This is a genomic window from Sulfitobacter profundi (genome assembly GCF_042661425.1).
GTDB classification, from domain to species: Bacteria; Pseudomonadota; Alphaproteobacteria; order Rhodobacterales; family Rhodobacteraceae; genus Sulfitobacter; species Sulfitobacter profundi.
On sequence record NZ_JBHSWA010000002.1, the window covers coordinates 18,764 to 42,688 of the forward strand.

Below are 23,925 nucleotides of genomic sequence, written 5' to 3' on the forward strand. Positions count from 1 at the left end.
ATTGGAAACAGCTCAGGAAGACTTTACTTCGTGGGTTTAGCTTTAAGGTAAAATAGGCATTAATAGAGTAACGTTCATTTGTTTTAGGAGCAGCACAATGCCCTCAACAGCTTTTGCCAATGTCATAACTGGTCCAGAGGACGATTTGGGACGGCTGAGCTCTGTTACTTCCGAAATCGCGTCGGGGGATGATTTCCCTGCAAGCCCGGCTACGACTGGGGAAGTGACAGTGGATGGCACCGCCACTGGTGATATCGAAACAGCCAACGATCGCGATTGGTTCGCCGTGACTCTAACAGAGGGGCAAACCGTGCAGATTTCGCAGAACGGCGTGGGATTAACTGACCCCTACCTACGGCTGCGCAATGCGAGTGGCACAGAGCTGGCTGCCAACGATGATGGTGGCGCGGGCCTTGATTCCCTGATCACGTTCACCGTTCCCTCCAACGGTCTATATTATATCGAGGCTGGGGCATATGGAAGCAACACTGGAACCTATCAGATCGAAGTGACTGAGGTGCAGCCTGAGGCATATGACCCGCTTGATACGATCAATTGGGGTACACGCGTCTCCAATAATAATGTGACCGTTTATTTTGGCACGGCCGGATTCTCGGAGGGTGGGTTCATCGCCGAAGGTTTCAATGCCTATGAAGTCGCCCGCTTTCGCGCAGCCTTTGACGAGATCGAGGCGGTGAGCAACCTAACCTTCACATTTGCAAACGCACCTTCCGGTGCCGATTTCCGCATGATCTTGGATACCAACGAAATGGAATCCGGGCTGCTGGGTCTATTCTATCCGCCGGGAAATGGATTGCTCAGTGGCCTGGGTGTTTTCAATGGTTCCGAGTGGGACCGCTCATCCGGCGGCACACTGGAAGCGGGGGCTGGGATATCAAACCATCGCACATGAAGTCTTGCATGGCCTTGGATTGGCGCATCCGCATGATACGGGTGGCTCCTCCGAGATCATGCCGGGGGTGAGCGCGCCGTTTAACACCTACGGCCAAGACGGGTTGAATCAAGGCGTCTATACTACGATGTCTTATAACCGTGGCTTTAATCTTGGCGAGGCGGGGACTGGCACATCCTTTGATTACGTGTACGGGGCTGAGGCCGGACCAATGGCGCTGGATATCGCGCTGCTCCAACAGGCCTATGGGGCTAACACAACTACGGCATCGGGCAATAATGTCTATGCCCTTGACAGAACCAACGGCGCGGGAACGCACTGGCATGCCATCTGGGATACCGGGGGCATTGACGTGGTGCGGTATGTCGGGACACAGGATGTCTTTATTGATCTGCGGGCAGCAACGTTGCTCGGGGAAGAAGGTGGTGGCGGATACTTGTCGCGCGCTACAGGGATTGCGGGAGGTTTTACGATTGCTGCGGGGGTGGAGATCGAAAATGCCACTGGCGGATCCGGTGATGACACATTGATCGGCAATGCTGGCGACAACATTTTGCGCGGGGGTGCGGGCGCTGATTCCCTGATTGGCGGCGCTGGTATCGACACAGTGGACTACACAGGCTCTCGGGGATCGCTCCGGGTTGATCTGATGTTTGCCGACATCAACACCAACATCGCTGAGGGCGATACATATGACAGCATTGAGAACCTGATTGGCTCGCAAGGGTTTGATAACCTGCGAGGCACATTTGGCGATAACCAGATCCAAGGGATGGCCAATGTAGATTACATCTTTGGGCGACGTGGTGTTGATACGCTGGAGGGTGGCATTGGCGATGACGTGTTGTTCGGTGGTGTGGGGGCTGATATGCTGATCGGAGGCGTTCATCGCGACAGGGCACAGTATTCCGAAAGCCTAACGGCGCTTGTGTTGGATCTCATGAACAGCGGCAACAATACCGGTGAGGCGGCGGGCGACAGCTATGATTCCATCGAGGATCTGGCAGGCGGGTCTTTTGCAGATGTGATTTATGGAGATCTTAGCGACAATCGGCTGTTTGGCCGTGAAGGATCTGATCAGCTCTTTGGTCGGGCGGGGGATGATTACCTCAATGGTGGAGCCCATGCGGATCGTTTGGATGGGGGGCTGGTAACGACACCCTCCGTGGGGGCAGCCATAATGATACCTTTGTGTTCAACGGCGGCAATGATGTGGTGGAGGACTTCAACCATGCCCATACTGACCGTATCGCGATCCAAGCCTCGGAGATCACTTCCGTGGCAGGACTGACAGCCCAGCAGGTCGTGGATAACTTCGCCAATATCGTTGGTGGGCAGGTGGTGTTCGACTTTGGCGGCGGAAATGCCCTGAGACTGGAATCGTTGGATAGCCTGTCGGACCTCGCAGAGGATGTGCTGATATTCTGAAGCGACGTCGTCGATACTGCGGCCATTCTGTAGGCCCCCAGACGGGGGCTGTTGCGTTAATTGCAGTTCTTAGGGGGATTGTGATTTGTGAGTTCGAACATGCCGCGCAAATCGCCGTTCAAGCATCACCGCTTTCCACGTGAGATCATACTGTGTGCCGTGCGCTGGTATCTGCGATATCCCCTGTCTTACCAAGATGTTGTCGATCTTCTGGAAGAGCGCGGCACGATAGTCGACCGATCAACCGTGTATAGCTGGGTCCAGAAGTTTGGCCCCGAGCTGACCAAGCGAACGGAAAAGCATCTACGCCGGGCCAGCGTCGACTGGCATGTCGATGAGACCTACATCCGTGTCGGCGGCAAGTGGCGCTATCTGTGGAGGGCTGTCGATGCAAACGAACAGATGATTGACTTCCGCCTGACCGCTCGGCGGGATGCCACTAGGATCGCGCCATAACGCAAACGCACCCCGCCTACTGATGGGGGCCTTGATCATTTCGGCGGAACGAGCGTTTACTCTGCGGCCATCCGGTCGGCCTGCGCGGTGCGGTCCATGATGTAATCCACTGCCTTCTGCGCCTCGGACGCGGCGCAGAAAATCGCGCGGCTGTCTTCCTGCATAGCCTCAAGCCATCCTTCGACATAAGCCGCGCTCTGATCAAATTCAGGCTCCACCCCGATTTGCGCGCAAAGCATGCAGTTTCCGATTTCCGCGACCAGCTCTTCGAACGCATAGGCCTTGCGATCACTGAACCGCTCCAAACGGTCCAGCCGCTTTGTCGCCCCTGTCCAGTGGGTCAGCTCATGCGCCAAGGTGCCGTAATACCCTGAGGCCCGATAGAACGTACCAATCGGCGGCATGTGGATGCAGTCGGTCTTGATGTTGTAATAGGCGCGCGGCTCCTCAGTCACGTCGATCTGCGCACCGGTCGCAGCAAATAACGCCTCCAGCTCGGGGTCGGCTACGGTGCCAAGATCACGGGGCGGATCGGGCAGGATGTAGAATTCAGCGGGCAAGCCCTCGATCTGGTCGGCGTTGAACACGCGGTAGGCCTTGGCATAGGGGATCTGGCGTTCTTCGCCGTTCTCGTCCTCGCGCTCGACGGTGCCGTATTTCACCACGGTTGCGGATTTCTCGCCCTTACGGACATGACCCCCAAGCTGCTTGGCCTGATTGAACGTCATCCAGCGGGCTGAGCTGTAATCCTTGGCCATCGCGGTTGCCCAAAGCATCAGGATGTTGATGCCCCGATAGGCCTCGCCGTTGAACCGTTCCGGCAGGCTGACCCCTCCCCCGCCGCCGGTCCACGGCTTGCGCCAAGGCGGCGTTCCCGCCTCGATCTGCGCGATGATCTGATTGGTGACATGGGAATAAACGTCAAACTTCTCTGCGGTCATTTGTGACCCTCCTTCGCGTGACGCGGTCCGGGTCTGCTCCCCTTTCCGCCAATGGGCGGGCCTTCCTGTTCTGATCTTTGGAATGCCCATGCAGTCCGAAGGGCAGAGTAGGTAAGGGCAAAGCCCGTCCTGCGGCCTGGCGGGGCCGTGACAACCGGGTGGAGGGCGTGAATTTGGGAGGGAACCGCGCGCCTGCGCGTGGGAGGAACCGGAATTCTCGACCGGAACCGACGCCAAGGGCGGCGCTTGCCGGTTTTCTCGGACCTGCCGGGATGGCAGGCGGATCAACAGGATTTGGAACCTGTCAGGACCGGGGTGAGTGGGTGTCAGCCCGTCGAACCCCTGCCCTGTCTATCGCTCAAAGCGAGACCGGCGTGCGCCGGGATCACTGAACTCTATCGAGCCACATCTAACTCGATAATATACGATTGATGCCTTCGTTAGATTCAGGCACAAGACGACCATCATTGTTTCTGTTGGTATGCGCGATGAACCAGACGATTGACCTCGAACTAAACGTCACCACCGAACAAGGCCTTCGGGCACTTGCTGAGGAGGGACACACGGTCGAAGTGCTGTGCAAAGCCGATCCTGAACGCAAGGGACCAAGCTGGTACGGCCTGTGGATCATGCGGACGGTTGGGAGTGATGGGCAGGAGAAAATCCTTGTCACTGCCAGAACGCGCATGACGCAGAATGCGATCAGGATGCGCGAATTCAAGACGGCAACCGGCGTGATTTCATTCCTTGTTGGTGTCGGGTTCTCTCAGGCGAGCATTCCCATGAAGAATGGGGAAACGACCTCTCATCGCCTCGTCAGTGACTGAGACCTGGATCACGGTCGATATCCCTATCCTTCTCGACCTCCTGATCCTTCTCCTGGTCGCGCTCGTCCTCAATTTCTAGCCGCTCGCGCGGTTTGTTCAGCACATCCTTCAGCCGCTCGTTGACGGACGGCTTGCGCGCCTCGCGGCTTGTGTCCTCGCCCAGATCATACTCGCTGTGACCGTCCAGCTTGTGAACCGCCGCCTGGCCGTCGCGCCCGGCGTCCTTCTCCATGATCTCCTTCAGCCGCTCTCGCGCGTAATTGCGGCCTTCCGGCTTCGGCGTGTCGTCCTGATCCCGTGACCGGCCCACGACCTGCGCCAGACGCTCCCCGAAATCCTCCGGGTTGCGTTCGCCGCGTTCTTTCGAAGTCGCAGCCCTGAGTGCGGCCAGACCGGCAGAGACACGCCCCTGCCCCGCCTCGCGCTCGATGCTATAGGTCTCCCGCACGATATCCAGCCGCTCACGCATTTCGCGGAAAGCGGCGCGCGCCTGGCGGGCGGCATGGACCACGGCCCCGCGCTCGGTGACGGGAACGTATTCCCGGCCCTGACGCTCGGCCACAGCTTTCGCCCGCCGCTCCATGGAATTGGCCGCGGGCCCCAGCTTCAGCTCGGGGTCGCGGTCCAGCTCCTCAGCCGCCAGCTTGTCGCCACGATCCAGCGCCGTCTTGCGCTGCTTCTCAAGCGACCGGTGATCGACACGCTCCACTTTGCCGACACGCTCCAGCGCGCGGTTCTGCAACTCGGCCCAGAGGCCGCGCATCTGCTCGATCTCCACGCCGCCGGTCTTGGCGGAATCGAGCACGCGGGTTTTGGCGGTAAAGCCCCCGGCTTCCAGCTTGCGGGTGGACGTCAGAACATGGGCGTGGTGATTGCGCTGATCACCTTCGCGGTGGGGCGCATGGATCGCCACATCGACGGCCACGCCGTAGCGGCTGACCAGCTTTTGGGCGAAGTCGCGGGTGATCTGCGAGCGGTCCTCGGCGCTGATCTCGGACGGCAGGGCCAGCTCCCATTCGCGGGCGGTGACGGAGTTGCGGCGGGTCTCGCTGGCCTCGACCTCGTTCCAGAGGCGGGACCGGTCCGAGGCCCAGTCCGGCGCGTCCTTGGGCGTCAGAATGAAGGTCTCCTCGATCCCCTGCTTGCGGGTGTAATCGTGGACGCGGCCTTCGCGCTGGCACTCGATGCGCTCTCCGACACGGTAGGCCGCTGCCGCCGTGGCGGAGCGCCCGGCACTGCGTTTGATCGTCTTCACGGAGAGGTGGTAGCTGGCCATGCGCCCTCCCCTCGCCTGTGATGCAAACGCGCCCACGCGCCGGAGCTGATCCGTGCCGGTGTCCCGATATTGGCCACCGGATCAGCCGTCTTTTCTTCGCAAGAGTGCGCCCGTAACCGGCGCGGTCCGAGGGGAAAAGACAGCCCGGTTGAAGGGGTGCAACACACCTCTGAGGCACGGGCTTGCCAGTGATCTGCCTCCAGATCCCCAGCCTCATGGGGGGCGGGATATGGGGACAGATCACTGGCGGTTTGCCGGGGGCAAACCCGGTTCGTGTTGGCACCGTCAGGTCCGACGACACGAACCTCCCGCAAGGGAGACGCCAGCGGCAGACCGGCCCCCACCGTGGGGCATCGGGCTAAACGCTGGCGTAACCTTGCGGGACGCGATCCAACCGCTGAGGTTGGGCTGGGATGGTTTGGAAGGGGCAGCGCGCCCTTCCATGTCGCGGCGGCACGCAGCGAAGGGGATGGCCATCGGCCGGGGCTTTGCCCCAGAGAGATCGCACGCAAATCTCGGAACCGTAGGTGAAGAGTTTGCATAAGTGCGCCCTTGTCCTTTACAGGCCTACGGGTAAGCGCTATCGCTCGATCTGACAAGACCAACCTGTCCACCTGCTCTTTTCAAAGATGGAGACGCGCATTGGCAGAAACAGAACTTGAGCGCGCCGAGAAACGCTACGCCCAGGCCAAGGCCCGTCTTCAGGCGCTGAAGAACCGGGAAGCCACCAAACAGCGCAAGCTGGATACGCGGCGCAAGGTGATCCTGGGCGGCGCGCTCCTCGATCTGGCGGAACGGGATTCCGGTGCCGCCACCATGCTCGACCGGCTGATCCGCAACCTCGCCCGTGAACAGGACCGCAAGGCCTTCGCGGACTGGGTGGCCCCTCTGGTACTGCCTCCCCTGCCCCGTCCAGCTCTGACCCGGACACGCCGTCCTGATGCGGGGCGTGATCCGCCTCTTTGACGGCCTGTTCCGGTTCTTCGGTCGGATGATCTTCACCCCCATCCTGTTGGGCTGGATGATCGGCGCTGTTCTGTTCGGTGCGATGATCGGGTTCATCATCGGGGGCGTCGTGGCCATGACAGCCTTCGGACCTCCGCTTGGTCACTCTGCCTGGGAATGGGTCATCATCGCGCCGCCTGTCCTCATCGGCGCTGTCTTCGGGTTCCAGTATTGGCGCAAGACCTCCGGGGCCGATGCCTTCTTCGGGCTGACCGGCGACAGCCACGGCTCGGCCCGCTTCGCCAGCCGCAAGGAGCTGAAGAAGCTCCAGGGGAATGACGGCCTCCTGATCGGGCGCAACCCGCACACCGGGCGGCTGCTGCGCTACAACGGCCCCGCCCATCTGATCACCCTCGCCCCGACACGGGCCGGGAAAGGCGTCGGCACCGTCATCCCGAACCTGCTGGCGGCGGAGCGCTCGGTGCTGGTCATCGATCCCAAGGGCGAGAATGCCCGGATCGCGGGGAAGCCCGGCGGCGGTTCGGAACGGTCCATGTCCTCGATCCCTTCGAAGTCTCCGGGATGCCGTCTGCTGCCTACAACCCGCTCGACCGGCTGACACCGGACAGCCTTGATCTGGGCGAGGATGCAGCCTCCCTGACAGAGGCGCTGGTCATGGACCCGCCGGGACAGGTCACGGAAGCGCATTGGAACGAGGAGGCCAAGGCCATCCTCGGCGGTCTGATCATGTTCTGCGTCTGCCACGAGGATCGCGACCGCCGGTCTCTCGCCACCGTCCGGGAATATCTCACCCTGCCCCCGGAAAAGCTGCGCGCGCTGCTGGAGCTGATGCAGGACAGCGATGCGGCGGGTGGGCTTATCGCCCGCGCCGCCAACCGCTTCCTTGGCAAAGCGGATCGGGAAGCCGCCTCGGTCCTGTCGAACGCACAGCGGCACACGCATTTCCTGGACAGCCCGCGCATTGCCAAGGTCACGGCGCGGTCGGATTTCCACTTCTCCGATCTGCGCCACCGTATCACCTCGGTGTTCTTGGTGCTGCCACCTAACCGAATGGATGCTTACAGCCGCTGGCTGCGCCTTCTGGTGTCTCAGGCCCTTCAGGACATTGCACGGGATGCCGAGGCGTCCGTGAAGCCTCTCAGTGGCCCTGCAGGCGCTCAGGGGGACACACAGCGCCTCAGGACGCCCACGCTGTTCCTGCTGGATGAGTTTGCTGCTCTGGGCCGTCTGGAGGCCGTGGAGCGCGCCATGGGGCTTATGGCAGGCTATGGCTTGCAGCTCTGGCCGATCCTGCAGGACATGAGCCAGCTCAAGGACCTCTACGGCGAACGTGCGGGCACCTTCATTGCCAATGCCGGGGTGCAGCAGGTCTTCGGGGTGAATGACTTTGAGACGGCCAAGTGGCTGAGCCAGATGATGGGACAAGAAACTGCCGGGTTCCAGACCGACAGCTTCAAGCCGGGTGATAGCCCCAGCTTCTCGAACAACATCACGGGCCGCGATCTGCTCACCCCCGATGAAATCATGCAGCTCCGCCCGGAAAACCAGCTCCTGCGCGTGCAGGGCCACGCCACCGCCGTCGCGCAAAAGCTGCGCTACTATGTTGATCCCGAGTTCAAGGGGCTGTTCGTCCCTCAAGATCTCCAGTGATCAAAAAATCTGTATTTCCGTGGTCCTTCGGTCAAGTCAATACCACCTATCAAAAGGCGCGCATCCCATAGCTCTTGCCATGTTGGCCATTCCTTCAAGAAATGCAGAACCTTCCAGGCCGCAACCAGATTGTACGGAAAGACTCCGATGGATGAATGTCCACAGCCAAGCCGTAGAAGCTCGGGTGAGTGTCCGGTTTCTTGTAAAAACTTTATCATCCATTCTGACCTTTCCGGGCGCGCGATAGTGTCCTCTTCACCCAGGATGACCATCTTTTCCAGCCCCCGGCGGGTGAGACCAAACGTGTGCATGTTCAGGCTGATGATGCTCCAGGCAGCTCTCAGCTCCTCTAGAGACATGTTGGGTTCGATACGTTCCCGAAGCGGTTTCATGGTCTCGGCGGTCCAGACAAGATCGGCAGGACTCATTGGCGTCACCATTAGAACGGCTTTGTCGACCTTCTCGTCTTGCGCGGCGATCAAACCGGCAACGGTGCCACCGATACACATGCCCACGACAGATATCTTCGCAAAGCCAAGCTCATGAAGCCAGCCAACGATTTTACGGCCATCCACCACGGCTTGCCTCATTGCCCGAACAGTGCGTCCGATATCCGCGCTCAAAAAATTGTCTTCGGCAGAGTCACTGCTGCCACGACCAAAGTGGTACGGAAGCGTTGCCTCGACGACTGTTATTCCCTTCGATGCGAAGAATTTCGCAAATTTCGGGTATCGGTTCCGGGCGTACCAATGATGAAAGACAACAATTGCATGCTCTTTTGAGCCACTGCCGGTTACGACACACTCAAACGTGTTGTTTTCAATCATGGATGTAGTGATGTCTGACTGAAATAGAACGCTGTTGCCTGTGACCTCTAGTGGCTCAGGCAAGAAGATCGGAGAATAAAACTGTTCCCCTTCGTTGATAGACCAACAGGTCAGGTCAAAGTCTGGCGAGTATTGGTCAGCGAGTTCATTGACCGCGAAGGCAGCAGAGGTGTCATGATTAAAATCGATGCGATTATGAGCAAGACGTTCCTGCCGATCCAAGGATTTTTGGATGTGCTTACAGTCATGGCGGCGCGCTAGCTGTTGGAACATATGGCTCTCCTGATTTTCGTATCAGATCGGTTTTTTAGATAAACAAATAAATATTGCTGATAGCTCAAATGTTCCAGATGGTTGACAAATTTGAACCCCAAGAAAAGGTTGATCACTTGAAATTCTGCCTGCTTTAGCTCGGTCCGGGTGTTGTCATTTGACTTTAGGAATTTCGACGTGTCATCCGCGAGATCAATCGCCGGTATGACCCACATTTCGACAGCATCCGGCATATCGACAAGAAGTTGCGCAACAACCTCATCGAGAGCGATCACGCGGCTATGAAACGGATCCTTGGATACCGTCAGAGCTTTCGATCCTTACGATCCGCCAAGGCGACCTTAAGTGGGCTCGAGACAATACGAACGATCAAACGCGGTCACGTCCATCACAGACAACCAAGAGTTACGGGCGAGATCGCGTTCATCGAGGGACTGTTCGACCCCGCCCCTGCATAGCCCTGTCTCCAATGTCGGCATCCTTGCGGGCCGTAGTCGATTAACGCAACAGTCCCTGATGGAGAGGTTTCGTGAAGAGCTTGCAGAAGCCGGGAATTTTCGTCTGCAAAGGGCGGTTTGGTTGATCTGGACCGGATCGCACGGGAATTGGATCGTGAATGGTGAGTAAATCTACAGCCGCAAACTTAACGCGTGGTTACTCGGTGAGACAGTTCCCTTCCATATTTTTTATTTTTAAAAACAGAAAACATCAACCAAACCGCAGGGTGCCGAAAGACTCCCTGTTGTTGTTTAATATGTTTAATAGAACAACGTTTAATACGTTTAGGAGATAAATAACGGTTTTTAAACAAGACGTTGCGGGGTTTTAGGTGTATGTTTATGGGGCAACAGGTGTATGTTTATGGGTTTTTTCGCTCCCTGAGGTGTATGTTTGTGGGGCGACAGGTGTATAAATATGGGGCTTTGGGTGTATGTTTATGGGGTCACCATGCCTGACCCTTAAAACCCTGATAAGTAAGCCAAAAAAATGATGTTTGCCGCCGATAGGTGTATATTTGTGGGGTGAAGGTGTATGTTTATGGGGTCACTGACATAACCCCTTCATTTTCTTCAAAAAACAAAGCGGCTTTCGAGCGGAGTGATCTCGCTCAGGTGTATGTTTATGGGGTGAGAGGCTTCCTTCAGGTGTACGTTTATGGGGCAGCTTACTTGTTTCTGTCGGTCCTCTCTGCTGACCAACATAGAAAAACCTGCGTTCTTAGAAAAAGCGATAGAATGGTGTAAAGATATCGTTTAGAATTTACACCATGAGAAGTGAACTAAAAAGACCTAATAAAAACAATCAGATACTGAAGAAGCACGTGGCAGCGATTCATATCGGTGCGAAACTTTCGCTGCTTCAGAGGAAGCTTGTCAATGCTCTGCTCTACAATGCCTATGACCAACTTCTCACCGGGAAAGAGCATCATATCAGCGCTTCAGTGCTCTGTGAGATGATAGGTTTCGATAGCAAGAATATCGGCTACCTCAAGGGAGCTCTCAAGGGTCTCATGGAGACTGTTGTGGAGTTTGACGTGCTTGAAGAGGATGGCGAACGATCTTGGGAAGCGATGGTGCTGCTTCCATACGCAAAGATCAAAGGCGGAACCTGCACCTATCGTTATGAACGTGCTTTGGCCGAAAAACTCTATCACCCTGATGTGTACTCTAAAATCAATCTGAGCGTTTTGCGTGAGATGAACAGCGCCCATGCGTTGGTGCTCTATGAAAACTGCTATCGTTTTGAAGGGATTGGTCACACCGCTTGGTGGGATATCGAAGTGTTCCGCAAGCTCATGGCGGTAGATATGATGCCCAGTTACAAGCCGTTCAAAGCCCTCAATCGCAACGTGATCCAACCTGCGATGAAGGAAGTGAATAAGCTCTCAAACATCCAAATTGAGATGGAAACACGCATGAAAGGTCGAATGGTCACCGGCCTGCGTTTCATCGTGAGACCGAATGCTCAACAGTCTTTGGTCGGCATGGATACTGAGGATGAGATTACTGACCGAAGTGCATATAAAGCGTTGTTAGCGCAGGGAATCTCCAAAACTCTCGCCCGCGCCTGGGTGATTGAGTATGATGAAGAGTATATCTTCGATAAGTTGGACCTAGCCGGTAATGAGGCCGCAAGAGGCAAAATTAAGTCATCCAAGGCGGGGTTCCTCAAGTCGGCTATCGAGGAAGATTATCACAACGAAAACGCGGTGAAAAAGAAGGCTCAAAGTGTAGCGCAAAGCGCAAAACAAACCCGCGAGAAGCTAGAGCGTAAGCTCGAAGCGCTCAAAACGGCACAGAGAGAGGCGGAAACCGCATACCGCTGGCATACAGCGGAAATCATCGAAGAAGCCTTCCAGCTGCTCTCTGAGGGCGAGAGAGAGGCAGTTACAGCAAAGTTTCAACTCAGCCTAGGAAGCAGCATATACGTGAACGCCTTCAAAAAGGATGGTTGGAAAGATCGTTTGACCTTCCTAGATATCAAGAAATTTTGGGAAGCGCGTGGGCTCACCCTCCCCTCCCCTGCCGCTTGGGCACAAAAAAACGGCTCTCAGGAGCCGGATATCATAAAAGCGCAAATTAATGAGATTAAAGAACAACTAAAATAACTGGTTAAATAGGTTAAACCGAAATACAAGTTTAATCGATTCAATCGAAAATATCGGTTTTGCTTCGTAGGATATGTTTGAGGTAGGTGGACTTCGGAACGAGGCCCGCCTTTTCTTCGAGCTTCGCAAGCTCAGCTTTGGTGAACTTGATCGCTACAATCTCAGACTCTTTATCTTCAGCACTTTTCGGTTTTCGCCCAACAGTTTTGGGCGCGAGTATGGATTTAGGTTCACTCGGTTTAACCGAATTACCCGATTCAACTTTTTTGAATATGGAAAGGTCATTTTTCTTAGGCATAATGCTGCTCAAGGTAAGAAAGTAAGATGTCGAACTGTGCTGCCACGTCCCGATAAGTATAGCGTGCAAGGGCGTCTTTCTCCATCATCTGACGGATAGAAAGCTCTTGTTCAAAGATGGTATCAAACACGCGTGAGAACTTGAGTGGAAGGACCGTTATCCCCTGCCCTATCGCATGATCCACGACGGCTTTGATATTCTTTGCGTCCTCACTGTCAGCCCAATCCTTGAAGGCTTCACCCTTCCGCTTCACCAGCTTCGTCGCCACAACGACGATGTTCTTGTTGTAGAGCAGAAGCTCGTTGATTGTGTGTATCCCGGCATGAATGCACTTTAGCTCATTGTAGATGGGTACCAACACCACATCGGACTGTGAGACCGCTGATACAATACTAGGCCGTGCATCGCGCGACATAAGACCGGCTAGGTCAAACACCACGTCTATTCCTTCAGGAAAGTCCGGAAACTCTTCATCGGGTTGTAGTGAGAAAAGCCGCTCTTCGGGCAGGATGGTGTCCAAGAGGTTGTAGGGCTCGTTGGTCGCCAAGGCGTATTCCCGGTCAAGCGCGATGTTCACGGCAAGCGGGGTTTTCCCCGCTGAGCCCTTCATGTTGTAGATGGTTATTTTCATGTTGCTGATTATATGGGTAAACTGAAATAACGAAAATAACTTGTTGCTTCGATTTTTCAAGTTAAATCGATTAAACTGAAATTTCTTTTTTTCGCTGGAAAGTTAGTATCGGGTAGAGGATAAACCTGTTTAACTGGGTAAATAGGTATAACCAAAATAACAGAAACTTTGAGCGAGCTAGGGAGCCTCGAGGAGACGATTAAAGCTCAGGCAATGTGATCGCCGGGTCAGAGAGCTCTTGGTTCAGGCTGATCGAATGGGGCTGTTGCGTTAATTGCAGTTCTTAGGGGGATTGTGATTTGTGAGTTCAACATGCCGCGCAAATCGCCGTTCAAGCATCACCGCTTTCCACGTGAGATCATACTGTGTGCCGTGCGCTGGTATCTGCGATATCCCCTGTCTTACCAAGATGTTGTCGATCTTCTGGAAGAGCGCGGCACGATAGTCGACCGATCAACCGTGTATAGCTGGGTCCAGAAGTTTGGCCCCGAGCTGACCAAGCGAGCGGAAAAGCATCTACGCCGGGCCAGCGTCGACTGGCATGTCGATGAGACCTACATCCGTGTCGGCGGCAAGTGGCGCTATCTGTGGAGGGCTGTCGATGCAAACGAACAGATGATTGACTTCCGCCTGACCGCTCGGCGGGATGCCAAGGCAGCCAAGGCCTTCCTTAACAAAGCGATTGAGCGTGTAAGGCTCCATCGCCCGGTCACTATCGTCACCGATAAAGCCCCGACCTATCGACGTGTCATCCGCGAGATCAATCGCCGGTATGACCCACATTTCGACAGCATCCGGCATATCGACAAGAAGTTGCGCAACAACCTCATCGAGAGCGATCACGCGGCTATGAAACGGATCCTTGGATACCGTCAGAGCTTTCGATCCTTACGATCCGCCAAGGCGACCTTAAGCGGGCTCGAGACAATACGAACGATCAAACGCGGTCACGTCCATCACAGACAACCAAGAGTTACGGTCGAGATCGCGTTCATCGAGGGACTGTTCGACCCCGCCCCTGCATAGCCCTGTCTCCAATGTCGGCATCCTTGCGGGCCGTAGTCGATTAACGCAACAGTCCCGTCTGCTTGTTAGACCACTGCAATATGCGGGAACCCCTTTATTTTTCCCAGTAGGGCAGGGAGCTTAGGAGATACATTTACTGCGCTCCGGTAGCTCTCTGAAGAGTCCGGATCGAGATGGCGTTGGGCCCTCCGAATAACTGCTGAATCTGCCTCCAGGATTGGCCTTCAGCTCTCCAAGTGACGATCTGCTCGCGTTGACTGGCATTGAGTGATCTGCGACGGCCGAGTTCTGCACCACGGCGTCGGGCGGCCTCGAGTCCGCTCTTCACCCGCTCCCGCAACGTTTCCCGCTCGAGTTCAGCCAGGCTCGCCATGATGGTTAACATCGTTTTTCCCATTGGGGTGCCGGTGTCGAAGTTTCCCTCGAGGGTAACGAACCGGATCCCGCGATGCTGGAGATCCTCGAGCTGCTCCAACACATCGAGTGTCGACCGGCCGAGCCTGTCTAGGCGCCAAACCACGAGTTCGTCACCCTCGACCAGCCGAGAAAGTAGGGCATCCCGTTTCGCCAGTGATTTGGCACCACTCATCACCTCCTGGACGATCTCCTCGCATCCTCTCTGCTGGAGAGCGTCGACTTGTAGGTCGTGCCTCTGATCAGCCGTCGAAACCCTCGCATATCCGCATCTCATTCTGTCACCCTGTTTTTGGCGCTTTTTGAAGACATACAGATTGAAGCTTAAAAAGACGACAAAAACTAGAGTTTTTGGCTAGGGTGTTCTGGCAAGAGGTTTTCGTCTGAAAGCAGCCGTCCATGCTCAAAGGGGCGAAATTACGGCTCTGCGCGTTGAGGATTGGTGTGATCAGCTGTTTAATTGGCACCTATGAGCGCGACGGGCGCTTTCACGTATTTCCAGCAATGGCAGATCGCTATCGTTGAAAGAACTAATTGCCAATGCCATTAGGGTCAGGATTCATAGCCAGTAGATGACGAGGGCGGCGAGGGCGATGGCCGAAAGGAAGACCTTCGGGCATCGGTCATATCGGGTGGCCACACGCCTCCAGTCCTTGAGTCTTCCGAACATGATCTCAATGCGATTGCGCCGCTTGTATCTCCGCTTGTCGTATTTGACCGGCGTCTTGCGCTTCTTTCGGCCTGGGATGCAGGCGCGTATGCCCTTGTCCTGCAACGCTTCTCTGAACCAATCGGCATCATAGCCGCGATCCCCGAGTAGCCATTTGACCTTTGGCAGGCCGCTCAGCAGGGCCCGTGCGCCGATGTAATCACTGACCTGTCCGGCGGTGACGAACAGGTCGATCGGTCGTCCCTGACTGTCGCAGATGGCGTGCAGCTTGGTGTTCATGCCGCCTTTGGTTCGACCGATCAGGCGACCACGCCCCTTTTTGGCGGCCATACTGGTCGCCGTTCGGTGGGCTTTAAGATACGTCGCGTCGATCATCACGGTCGTCTTCTCGCCGTGTTCTGCCGCCAGCCCGGCCATCATCCGCGCGAAGATCCCCTTCTCGCTCCAACGCTTCCACCGGCTGTAGAGCGTCTTGTGAGGACCATAGGCAGCAGGCGCATCGCGCCACCGCAAGCCATTGCGATTGATGAAGATAATCCCGCTCAGCACCCTCTTGTCATCTACCCGGGGCTTCCCGTGTGACTTGGGAAAGAAGGGAGCCAGACGGGCCATCTGCGCGTCGGTCAGCCAGAAAAGATCGCTCATATCACTGCTCCATTTTCCGAGCGGTGAATCATGCTGTGCGAGCGAAATCAATGCATCCTGACCCTAGAGCAGCGCTACCGCGCTCTGGGTTAACCTTTTCCAGAAACCGCATAACGAGAACACCATTGCCCTAATAGTTCCTATCCGCAACAACAGGCTCGTTCGGTGTCCTATCTTTCCGGCTATGGACAACAATGGCTGCAGCAAAGGAGATCTATGTATCCGCAGAGCCTGCGCAGTCATTGCGTAACTTGTGTTGGAAGAGGGCTCTCAACCCATCGACCCACTACGCCGCGCGCTTTGTCTTCGTCACTGGCGATGAGCGCCTCGCGCAAGTCACGTAAAGCAGCGGCGACTTCAAACTCCTTTAGTCCGCCTTCTCGGGCCGAAAAAATCTTGGGATGCGTGGTGCCAATCAACTCATTACAAAGTGTCAGTTCTTCGGTCATCTTTTCACCCGGACGCAAACCAATGATTTCAATCATGATATCGCCATCGGGAGTGGCGTCGTCCCGCACAGTATATCCGGAAGCCTCCACCACTTGCCGCGCTAATTGGAGAATAGATACTGGTTTACCCATATCGAGTACGAAGACCTCCCCCCTGCGCGAAAGCACCGGCCTGCAAAACCAGCCGCACAGCTTCCTGAATGGTCATGAAGTAACGGTTTACACTACGGTCAGTCACCGTCAGAGGCCCCCCTGCTCAGCTGCTCTTGGAACAGCGGCACAACTGAACCCGACGATCCTAACACGTTGCCAAAACGCACCATTGAGAAGATCGTATTCCTCGTGCCTGTGTTCTTGCGTGCCATATTTTGGATCACCAGCTCGGCCAGCCGCTTAGAACCACCCATGACATTGGTAGGGCGCACAGCCTTATCGGAAGATATTAAAATAAACCTCTCCACCCCTACTTTGACGGACTGTTCGGCCAGCGTTTGTGTACCCAGTACGTTGTTTACTAGGCCCGCCAACGGATTTGTCTCCACCAATGACACATGTTTATAGGCGGCGGCATGCAAGACTACATTAACATCGTGACCTGTCAGAACCCTCTGCATCTGCCGGGCATCAGTGACCGAACCCAGTATCGGCACCACTTCGATTCCCGAGCCTTCTACAAGCTGGCCCAGCTCCATATGGATGGTATAGAGGGCAAGTTCGCTCAACTCGAACAAGATCAGCTTGGAAGGTCGGCACTCTAGGATCTGGCGGCAAAGCTCCGAGCCAATTGACCCCCGGCGCCCGAGATGAAAACCACCTTGTCCTTGTAGCAAGCCGCGGCATCGCCGATACCTCGCGACACCTCGTCCCGGTTGAGAAAACGGTGCGGTGAGAGGGGGTCAGCTGTTCCACTAACGCCTCTTCGCCGACAAGCTGAGCAAAGGAAGGCAGGGCCTGTACTTCCAGACCCATTTTCTCAATTTGGCGGGCGATCTGTGCCTGTTTTGGTACGCTCAGTGACGGCATTGCCAGCAATACGCGGTCAATCTGCTTTTCTTGCACTAGCGCTTTGAGCTTCACCGAAGAATGAACCTGAAGATGGGCAACCCTAAGGCCTTGCAAGGCCGCATTGTCATCAATGAAGGCGATTGGCTCTATGGTCTCATGGCTCCGCAGCGCCGAAACCAGCTGTGTCCCAGTAGTTCCCGCACCATAAATCAGCACGCGGCAGCTCGCTGCGCTGTGGCGGTAGATCGCCAATACAGCTCGCAACATTGCAGCGCGTGAGATCACCACTAGTGCAAAGAAAATAACGCCGAGCATCACATGCAACCCAATCGGTAGATCAAGCCGGGAAAGGCCTGTCGCAATCCAAGAGGTGACGCTAAGGACCAGAGCCAAGGCGGCCGTAATGCCAACGGCAGTCTTGTCAAAGGCATTCAGTGAAACTGTGCAGACACCCAGCCAGATTGAGCAAATAGCTGTTACAATCACGAGGTAGGGTAAAATCGGCACATATCCGCCAAGGGCCATCAGAAAGCCACCAGGAAATTCAAGAAGCATGAAGACAATAATGGCCGCGAGGATGACCGACATGCTATCCACTGCCAGCATGACATTGCGCTTGTGCCGCCTTGTGAGAGATTTAATCAGGTTCAACATTAGGTTGTCAGCTTCACTTTCATCTCCTTTACGACTGGTCTACTCACTATAATCAAAGATGAAATTCTTTCTCCCCCCTCAAACGCGAGGCTGATCTTTTCAAGGTTTGCTATACGGGGCAGCACCAATAACCCCTATAAGTTTCGCACAAGCTGCGCGATAGTAAAGGTAAGCATCCACAATGATTCATCCCATCATTCTTAGCGGCGGATCGGGCACACGGCTCTGGCCGTTATCCCGTAAATCCTATCCCAAACAATTTGCAGCATTGATGGGAGAAGAGAGTCTGTTTCAGACCTCCGCGAGACGACTGTCGGGTGAGGGCTTTGCCGCCCCGGTGATCCTGACGGGAGAGCCGTTTCGTTTTATCGTGTCCGAGCAACTTGCACAGATCGAGCAGTCGCCCCAAGGCATTTTGATCGAACCTGAGGGACGCAATACCGCGCCTGCAGTGCTGGCAGCCGCGCTATGGGTGGCTGAACGCAATCCAAATGCGCTGATGTTGGTAGCTCCTTCGGACCACGTGATTAACAATCCGGAAGCTTTTCGAGCCACAGTTCAGGCGGCGATGCCACGCGCCCAAGCAGGAGATCTGGTAACCTTTGGTATCACTCCCGACCGCGCGGAGATTGGCTATGGGTATTTAGAGCTGGCGCCTGGAGGGCACCCAACGGCTGTAGAACCGCAAACCTTAGCCCGTTTTGTTGAAAAGCCCGATGAAGCAAAGGCCAAAAAGATGCTGGCGGCGGGAACATTCTTGTGGAACGCGGGTGTTTTCCTCTTCACAGCGGAAGCTATTTTGAAGGCCTACCATCGCCATGCCCCGGAACTGGTTAAGGCCGTTACGCTCGCAGTCGACGCTGCCAGCCATGATCTGGGGTTCACTCGACTGGCTCCAGACGCCTGGGCTCAGGTTGAAAATATCTCGATCGATTATGCCATCATGGAAAAGGCAGACAATCTGGCTGTCATGCCCTTTGCTGAGGGGTGGTCTGATCTCGGGAGCTGGGATGCGGTCTGGCTTCAAAGTGGTCCTGATGCGCAAGGCAATGTCTGTACCCCACGGGCCACGGCAATTGACTGCAGTGACACTCTGCTGCGGTCGGAAAGTGAGGGGCTGGAATTGGTGGGCATTGGTCTGAACGATATCATTGCTGTGGCAATGAACGATGCGGTCCTGGTGGTGCATAAATCCCAGGCGCAGCAGGTAAAGGAAGCCGTGGCTGCGTTGAAGAAGCGTAAGGTCAGCCAAGCAGTACAGTTACCCCGCGACTACCGGCCCTGGGGCTGGTATGAAAGCTTGGTGACCGGCGGGCGGTTCCAAGTCAAGCGGATCGTGGTTAATCCCGGGGCGGCGCTGAGTCTACAAAGTCATCATCATAGGTCTGAGCATTGGATTGTGGTCGAGGGGACCGCGCGAGTTACCGTTAACGAGAATATACGGCTGATCTCAGAAAATGAGTCCCTCTACATCCCGCTAGGGGCAACGCACCGGATGGAAAATCCGGGCAAGGTCCCTATGGTATTAATTGAAGTTCAGACTGGCAGCTATTTGGGCGAAGATGATATTATCCGATATGAAGATGTTTATGCGCGAGAATAACCCACATATTGTGGTTGAATCTTGCTAGGGTCAGTTCTCGGCGACACTCAACACCATTGCGGCGCTGAGCCTGTAAAGTTATCATTATAGATCGGAACATTGGGCGCTTGTCGAAAGGGGCAGCACAGATCACCATTAAGGAGCGGTGTGCGACTGATCACGGAAAACAAGTTCATCTAATATACCACGCTAAGGCATTGTTGCCAGCCCTTAACGTGTATAAGAGGCAACCTAGATTGAAGGCTCAAAAGTGCTGCACACCGTAGCAGTGTCTCTCCGGAAAAAATCTCCAGGCAAGTCTCTACACAAGGGTAAAGCAATGCCGGCACCACTCAGAATAAATAGCCCGGAATAGTTTCAGGCTGAAACCCGCCGTATGGCGAAGGCGCGTTCGTTTCCTTCGGCACAATTTACGCAAGGCAAAGGTCCCCTTCTTATGAAACTTAAACTTAGATCGCGCGCTGGATTTCGGGAAGAAGGTGCTATGCAGGAAGGCCATATCGATCTGATCAATGCGAACCGTGTGGTCGGCTGGGTGGCGCCTCGCGATCGTGCCGAGCCTCAGATTCTCAATGTCAGCGTCAACGGCACAAGGCTTGGGCGCAGAATCGTTGCCGACATATTCCGCAAAGATCTCCTAGATGCTGGCATCGGAGACGGCCGGTTTGGCTTCGACCTGCGTATTCCATCTGACTTATGTATGGACGTTGAGACCATCGTAGTAGAGGTAGTAGACGCTATTACAGGAAATCGTATTCTTGAGGGAACCTGGACGGCGCCGCCGAAATTAGAAAATGCAATTCTCCCTGAGCCTCAAACATACCAAAAGGTTCGTATCGACTACGTGTCGGAGGATTATGAGATGTTCGCTTGGGCCGTCGACACCAATGATAAGACGATGGTCTTCGAAATAGATTTGCTGATCAACGGGGAGTTCTACAAAAAAGTATATAACGACAGATCGCGTGGAGATCTGCGGCGTAAAAACGTGTCTGGGGGATTAGGCGGGATCCAGACTAAGTTGCCTTTAGAGTGGCTGGGTCCCGGCGTGCACGAAGTCTCACTTAGACCTTCGCATGGGACCGCTTGTTCTATAGAGGTCGAGGTCAAGCAGGCGTGCGCCCCCGTGCCGTGCTGCAGTATTGCGATACACAACTGTCCACTACCACTGTTATCGTACCAATCTACAATGCCTTTGAAGACCTCAAAATATGCATCGAACGACTGCGCCGCTATACCCCGCGGGAGACACCGATTCTGCTGATCGACGACGCATCTCCTGATCCGCGCATTGAGCAATTCTTAGAAACCGTGTGCGACGATCCGCAGTTTCGGATTGAGCGCAATCTTGAGAACCTAGGTTTCACTCGAACCATAAACAGGGGTTTTGAGCTATCAGGGGATAATGACATCATTATGCTCAACAGTGATGCGCGTGTCACATCGAATTGGCTCCCCTCAATGTTAGCAGCGGCGCGCTCGACGCCGAATGTGGCCACGGTCACTGCTATGTCAGACAGGGCGGGAGCTTTTTCCGCGCCTGATATTGGCAACGAGAACGATTTGCCGCCCAGCATCTCTGAAGAAGTTTATGCACGTGCTTTTCGTCGTCGCCAAGTGGGACGCTACCCAGAAGTGCCTACGGGCAATGGATTTTGCATGTTGATCCGGCGCGCCGCTCTCAACAAGTTCGGCGGTCTTGACGCCGAAGCCTTTCCACGCGGCTATGGGGAAGAAAACGATTTTTGCATGCGGGCCCTGCGGGCCGGATGGAAGAATCTCATCGACGACAGAACCTATGTCTTTCACGATCGCTCCAAGAGCTTTGGCGAAACCAAAGACGCAAACGCTAGGCAGGGGGCTGAAGTGTTAGCCGGTCGCTACCCTGAATATAAGCTTGCCACACGAGCTTTTCACGAAGACGAAGCAATCAGATTCAGCCGCATGCAAGCTCGTCAGGCGCTAAAAGACTGTACTCGTGCAGAATCAGTGAAGCCTCGCGCACTTTTTGTGTTTTCGACCCAGTCTGGTGGCACGCCGCAGACCAACAAAGATTTGATGGGGGCTCTTGCTCAAGATTACGATTGCTGGGCATTGCGCTGCAGCGGCGACGTACTCGAACTTAGCCACATGGCCGACGGAGAATTAGAAAGTGTAGTAATACAGCAGCTCAATCGGCCATTAACACCCCTGACTCATATCTCGCAAGAATACGACGAGATCGTCGAGGCTTGGCTGTTACACTATGATATCGAGCTTGTGCATATACGGCATTTACTATGGCACAGCCTTAACCTACCACACATCGTCAGAAAGCTAGGAATTCCTTCAGTTTTCTCATTTCACGATTTCTACACGCTATGTCCTTCGGTCAATCTAGTAAAAGAAGGTGTCTTCTGTGGCGGGGCCTGTACGCAGGTAGGCGGAAGCTGCGATCAAGTACTTTGGCCAGCCAAAATGATGCCAAAAGTTGACTTTGATTGGATCGGAGTTTGGCGAACTCGTTTTGCCGAAGCGCTTGAAGCCTGCGACGCTTTTGTTACCACGTCAAAGGCGGTGCGGGATCGAATACTGACCCACTTGCCCTTGCTACCGCGAGATAGGTTCTTCGTGATCCCGCATGGCCGAAATTTTCCTTTTATTGGCAATGTTGCCGCCGAGCCACAAGCTACTAATGCTCCAATCCGTATCCTCGTACCCGGAAATATTGGATTTAATAAGGGTAGCGATATTATTAAAGAAATTGCCAGACTTGATCAAGGAGAGCGAATCGAGTTTCACGTGTTAGGCAGAATGACTAAGGCGGTGGAACAGCCCGGCATTGTGCTTCACGATCCTTACACACGCGATAGCTTCCTCAGCAAAGTGCAGGAGATCCGCCCGCATTTTGGCGCAGTATTTACAATCTGCGAAGAAACTTTCTGTCATACACTCACCGAAATGTGGATGGCGGGACTGCCAGTCGCGGTATTTGATTTCCCCACTGTTGGAGGGCGCGTGCGCGAATCCGGCGCAGGTTGGGTAATCGATCATACAGATATCCCTACCTTACGCACATCCCTAATCGAAATTGGTGCCCGGCCGGAAGAACTTCGGACCAAGGTGGATTCGGCCATTCGCTGGCGCAACGGCCCAGGCAAAGGTCTTACCACCAATTGGATGGCTGCCCAATATCTTGATGTTTACCGCGTCGCTACCACCCACAGGGCGGGGAAACTACGCATCGACCGGGTGGTGGCCGAAGCCTCCACACCGCGACCCAAGATCGCAGTGGTGGTTCCGCAATCAAACGTAAATTTTACCCGAGGAAATGCTTCCTCACATATTCGGGTGTGGGAACGCACTCGTAATGAGCTCGACCGTGACGTCGTATATATACGAATGCGGCCCGATAACTTGATGGCAGCACTGCATGCAGGTCGAGTAGATGGCGTCATTATTCAACGAAATGCTATCCCCAATCATTGGATAGAAGAATTCTTAGAGACTTTTAAAAAAACAGGTGTTCCCTATGTAGTTGAACTTGATGACGATCTGTTTGACGTCCCGACAGACAAGGATCCAAAAGGACGTTACGCGGCTGCAGCACAAGGATTGGAGCGTTTCGCCAAACAGGCTGCAGGGCTAATCACTTCAACCGAATCCTTAGCTGGGAGGGTGCGGCGGATTCACGATCGAGTAGAGGTTGCACCAAACCTACTCTCCCGGGCGATCTGGTCACTGCCAATTAGCACTCGCCGCTCAGATGGGATGATACGGGCGCTCTACATGGGCTCCTTTACTCATGCCGAAGATCTAAAGATGATACTATCGGCGGTGGAAGGAGTTGCGATGCGTACGCCAGAGTTCCGGTTGCGCTTAATAGGTGTGTGTGAATTGCCGTTACCAGAATGGGTCGAGCGGACCGACCCGCCCGACTCTGCGCGCAATTATCCCGAATTTATTCACTTCCTCGCCGAGCAGAGGTCCGACCTCGATTTCGCTATCGCGCCCTTGATGGATTCACCGTTTAACAACCAGAAATCAGATCTAAAAATCTTAGAGCAGGGAGCGTTAGGCCTTCCAGTGCTTGCCTCGGATACACAGGTGTTTTCTAGTTTTGCCTCCGTCGAGGGCGTGTATCTCGTGAAAAACACCCCTCTGCTTGGCAAGCTGCGCTCGAAGATCGGATCGCAAAAATTGGCAACTGCCACGCGGAGGGTCGCGCATTGCAGAGCTGGATCCACGCGCATCGAGAACTTGAGCCTTCTCTAGGGGCTTTCGATCGATGCGTAGTAGAACTCTTGAACCTAAAATGAAGGTAGCGGACGCAAACTCAAGACCAATGGAAATAATAGTATGGCCACAGCGAGACCTGTAAATCTG

At 54.9% G+C, this 23,925-nt stretch carries 18 protein-coding genes and 4 pseudogenes; 14 read left to right on the forward strand and 8 right to left on the reverse strand.

Annotated features, from left to right (window positions below):
- The first annotated feature begins 97 nt into the window (after positions 1-97).
- The 4 genes and pseudogenes from ACFQAU_RS17920 to ACFQAU_RS17935 all read left to right on the forward strand — a co-directional run.
- A complete protein-coding gene (locus ACFQAU_RS17920; protein ID WP_386284169.1) occupies positions 98-913 on the forward strand; it encodes a PPC domain-containing protein in 816 nt (271 codons plus the stop codon).
- Between the two features lie 211 nt (positions 914-1,124).
- Positions 1,125-2,003: pseudogene (locus tag ACFQAU_RS17925) on the forward strand (calcium-binding protein); the annotation flags it as partial.
- Between the two features lie 188 nt (positions 2,004-2,191).
- Positions 2,192-2,341: a hypothetical protein gene (locus ACFQAU_RS17930; protein WP_386284172.1), complete on the forward strand. Its 150-nt coding sequence runs from the start codon at positions 2,192-2,194 to the stop codon at positions 2,339-2,341.
- 99 nt (positions 2,342-2,440) lie between these two features.
- Positions 2,441-2,779 (forward strand): annotated as a pseudogene (locus tag ACFQAU_RS17935) (IS6 family transposase); the annotation flags it as partial.
- A gap of 74 nt (positions 2,780-2,853) precedes the next feature.
- Here ACFQAU_RS17935 and ACFQAU_RS17940 read toward each other — a convergent pair.
- Positions 2,854-3,738 carry an ArdC family protein gene (locus tag ACFQAU_RS17940; RefSeq protein WP_132446717.1) on the reverse strand — a complete coding sequence of 295 codons (885 nt, stop codon included), beginning with the start codon at positions 3,736-3,738 and terminating at the stop codon, positions 2,854-2,856.
- A gap of 488 nt (positions 3,739-4,226) precedes the next feature.
- On the opposite strand from ACFQAU_RS17940, the gene ACFQAU_RS17945 reads away from it, so the two are divergent.
- Entirely contained in the window at positions 4,227-4,565 is a 339-nt protein-coding gene (locus ACFQAU_RS17945) for a hypothetical protein (RefSeq protein ID WP_132446715.1), read from the forward strand.
- Here the strand turns inward: ACFQAU_RS17945 and mobQ are convergent.
- Positions 4,555-5,841: a MobQ family relaxase gene (gene mobQ, locus ACFQAU_RS17950; protein ID WP_132446713.1), complete on the reverse strand. Its 1,287-nt coding sequence runs from the start codon at positions 5,839-5,841 to the stop codon at positions 4,555-4,557. The two genes, ACFQAU_RS17945 and mobQ, sit on opposite strands and share 11 nt — an antisense overlap.
- Positions 5,842-6,483: 642 nt before the next feature.
- On the opposite strand from mobQ, the gene ACFQAU_RS17955 reads away from it, so the two are divergent.
- Genes ACFQAU_RS17955 through ACFQAU_RS17965 form a run of 3 tightly spaced genes read left to right on the forward strand, consistent with a single transcriptional unit; the run spans position 6,484 to position 8,457 of the window.
- Complete coding sequence (locus ACFQAU_RS17955) at positions 6,484-6,807, forward strand: mobilization protein (RefSeq protein WP_386284180.1); 324 nt, start codon at positions 6,484-6,486, stop codon at positions 6,805-6,807.
- Positions 6,782-7,405: a type IV secretory system conjugative DNA transfer family protein gene (locus ACFQAU_RS17960; protein WP_386284183.1), complete on the forward strand. Its 624-nt coding sequence runs from the start codon at positions 6,782-6,784 to the stop codon at positions 7,403-7,405. Before ACFQAU_RS17955 ends, ACFQAU_RS17960 begins: the two co-directional genes overlap by 26 nt.
- Complete coding sequence (locus ACFQAU_RS17965) at positions 7,369-8,457, forward strand: type IV secretory system conjugative DNA transfer family protein (protein ID WP_386284188.1); 1,089 nt, start codon at positions 7,369-7,371, stop codon at positions 8,455-8,457. The genes ACFQAU_RS17960 and ACFQAU_RS17965 overlap by 37 nt, the downstream gene beginning before the upstream one ends.
- Here ACFQAU_RS17965 and ACFQAU_RS17970 read toward each other — a convergent pair.
- Positions 8,442-9,557: an alpha/beta hydrolase family protein gene (locus ACFQAU_RS17970; RefSeq protein WP_132446707.1), complete on the reverse strand. Its 1,116-nt coding sequence runs from the start codon at positions 9,555-9,557 to the stop codon at positions 8,442-8,444. The two genes, ACFQAU_RS17965 and ACFQAU_RS17970, sit on opposite strands and share 16 nt — an antisense overlap.
- A 170-nt stretch (positions 9,558-9,727) precedes the next feature.
- On the opposite strand from ACFQAU_RS17970, the pseudogene ACFQAU_RS17975 reads away from it, so the two are divergent.
- Positions 9,728-10,015: pseudogene (locus ACFQAU_RS17975) on the forward strand (DDE-type integrase/transposase/recombinase); the annotation flags it as partial.
- Between the two features lie 863 nt (positions 10,016-10,878).
- The gene (locus tag ACFQAU_RS17980; RefSeq protein ID WP_386284192.1) at positions 10,879-12,165 is read left to right on the forward strand and encodes a replication initiation protein; all 1,287 of its coding nucleotides are present in this window, start codon (positions 10,879-10,881) and stop codon (positions 12,163-12,165) included.
- 40 nt (positions 12,166-12,205) lie between these two features.
- Here ACFQAU_RS17980 and ACFQAU_RS17985 read toward each other — a convergent pair whose 3' ends face one another.
- On the reverse strand, positions 12,206-12,463 hold the full coding sequence (locus ACFQAU_RS17985) for a hypothetical protein (protein WP_132446703.1): 258 nt from the start codon (positions 12,461-12,463) through the stop codon (positions 12,206-12,208).
- The gene (locus ACFQAU_RS17990; protein WP_132446701.1) at positions 12,456-13,094 is read right to left on the reverse strand and encodes a P-loop NTPase family protein; all 639 of its coding nucleotides are present in this window, start codon (positions 13,092-13,094) and stop codon (positions 12,456-12,458) included. The genes ACFQAU_RS17985 and ACFQAU_RS17990 overlap by 8 nt, the downstream gene beginning before the upstream one ends.
- Before the next feature lie 312 nt (positions 13,095-13,406).
- Between ACFQAU_RS17990 and ACFQAU_RS17995 the strand changes: the two genes are divergently transcribed.
- Entirely contained in the window at positions 13,407-14,120 is a 714-nt protein-coding gene (locus ACFQAU_RS17995) for an IS6 family transposase (RefSeq protein WP_132446699.1), read from the forward strand.
- Positions 14,121-14,253: 133 nt separating this feature from the next.
- Here the strand turns inward: ACFQAU_RS17995 and ACFQAU_RS18000 are convergent, their stop codons facing one another.
- From ACFQAU_RS18000 to ACFQAU_RS18010, 3 genes and pseudogenes are all read right to left on the reverse strand, one after another.
- On the reverse strand, positions 14,254-14,811 hold the full coding sequence (locus ACFQAU_RS18000; RefSeq protein ID WP_132446697.1) for a recombinase family protein: 558 nt from the start codon (positions 14,809-14,811) through the stop codon (positions 14,254-14,256).
- A 282-nt stretch (positions 14,812-15,093) separates the two neighbouring features.
- Positions 15,094-15,849 (reverse strand): IS5-like element ISPso2 family transposase, encoded by a 756-nt coding sequence (locus ACFQAU_RS18005; RefSeq protein ID WP_386284200.1) that lies wholly within the window; start codon positions 15,847-15,849, stop codon positions 15,094-15,096.
- A gap of 239 nt (positions 15,850-16,088) precedes the next feature.
- A pseudogene (locus ACFQAU_RS18010) lies at positions 16,089-17,957 on the reverse strand (polysaccharide biosynthesis protein).
- A gap of 181 nt (positions 17,958-18,138) precedes the next feature.
- On the opposite strand from ACFQAU_RS18010, the gene ACFQAU_RS18015 reads away from it, so the two are divergent.
- From ACFQAU_RS18015 to ACFQAU_RS18025, 3 genes are all read left to right on the forward strand, one after another.
- Positions 18,139-19,560 carry a mannose-1-phosphate guanylyltransferase/mannose-6-phosphate isomerase gene (locus ACFQAU_RS18015; RefSeq protein WP_132446691.1) on the forward strand — a complete coding sequence of 474 codons (1,422 nt, stop codon included), beginning with the start codon at positions 18,139-18,141 and terminating at the stop codon, positions 19,558-19,560.
- 436 nt (positions 19,561-19,996) lie between these two features.
- On the forward strand, positions 19,997-20,824 hold the full coding sequence (locus ACFQAU_RS18020; RefSeq protein WP_386284203.1) for a hypothetical protein: 828 nt from the start codon (positions 19,997-19,999) through the stop codon (positions 20,822-20,824).
- Positions 20,785-23,814 carry a glycosyltransferase gene (locus ACFQAU_RS18025; RefSeq protein WP_386284228.1) on the forward strand — a complete coding sequence of 1,010 codons (3,030 nt, stop codon included), beginning with the start codon at positions 20,785-20,787 and terminating at the stop codon, positions 23,812-23,814. Before ACFQAU_RS18020 ends, ACFQAU_RS18025 begins: the two co-directional genes overlap by 40 nt.
- Positions 23,815-23,925: the final 111 nt, after the last annotated feature.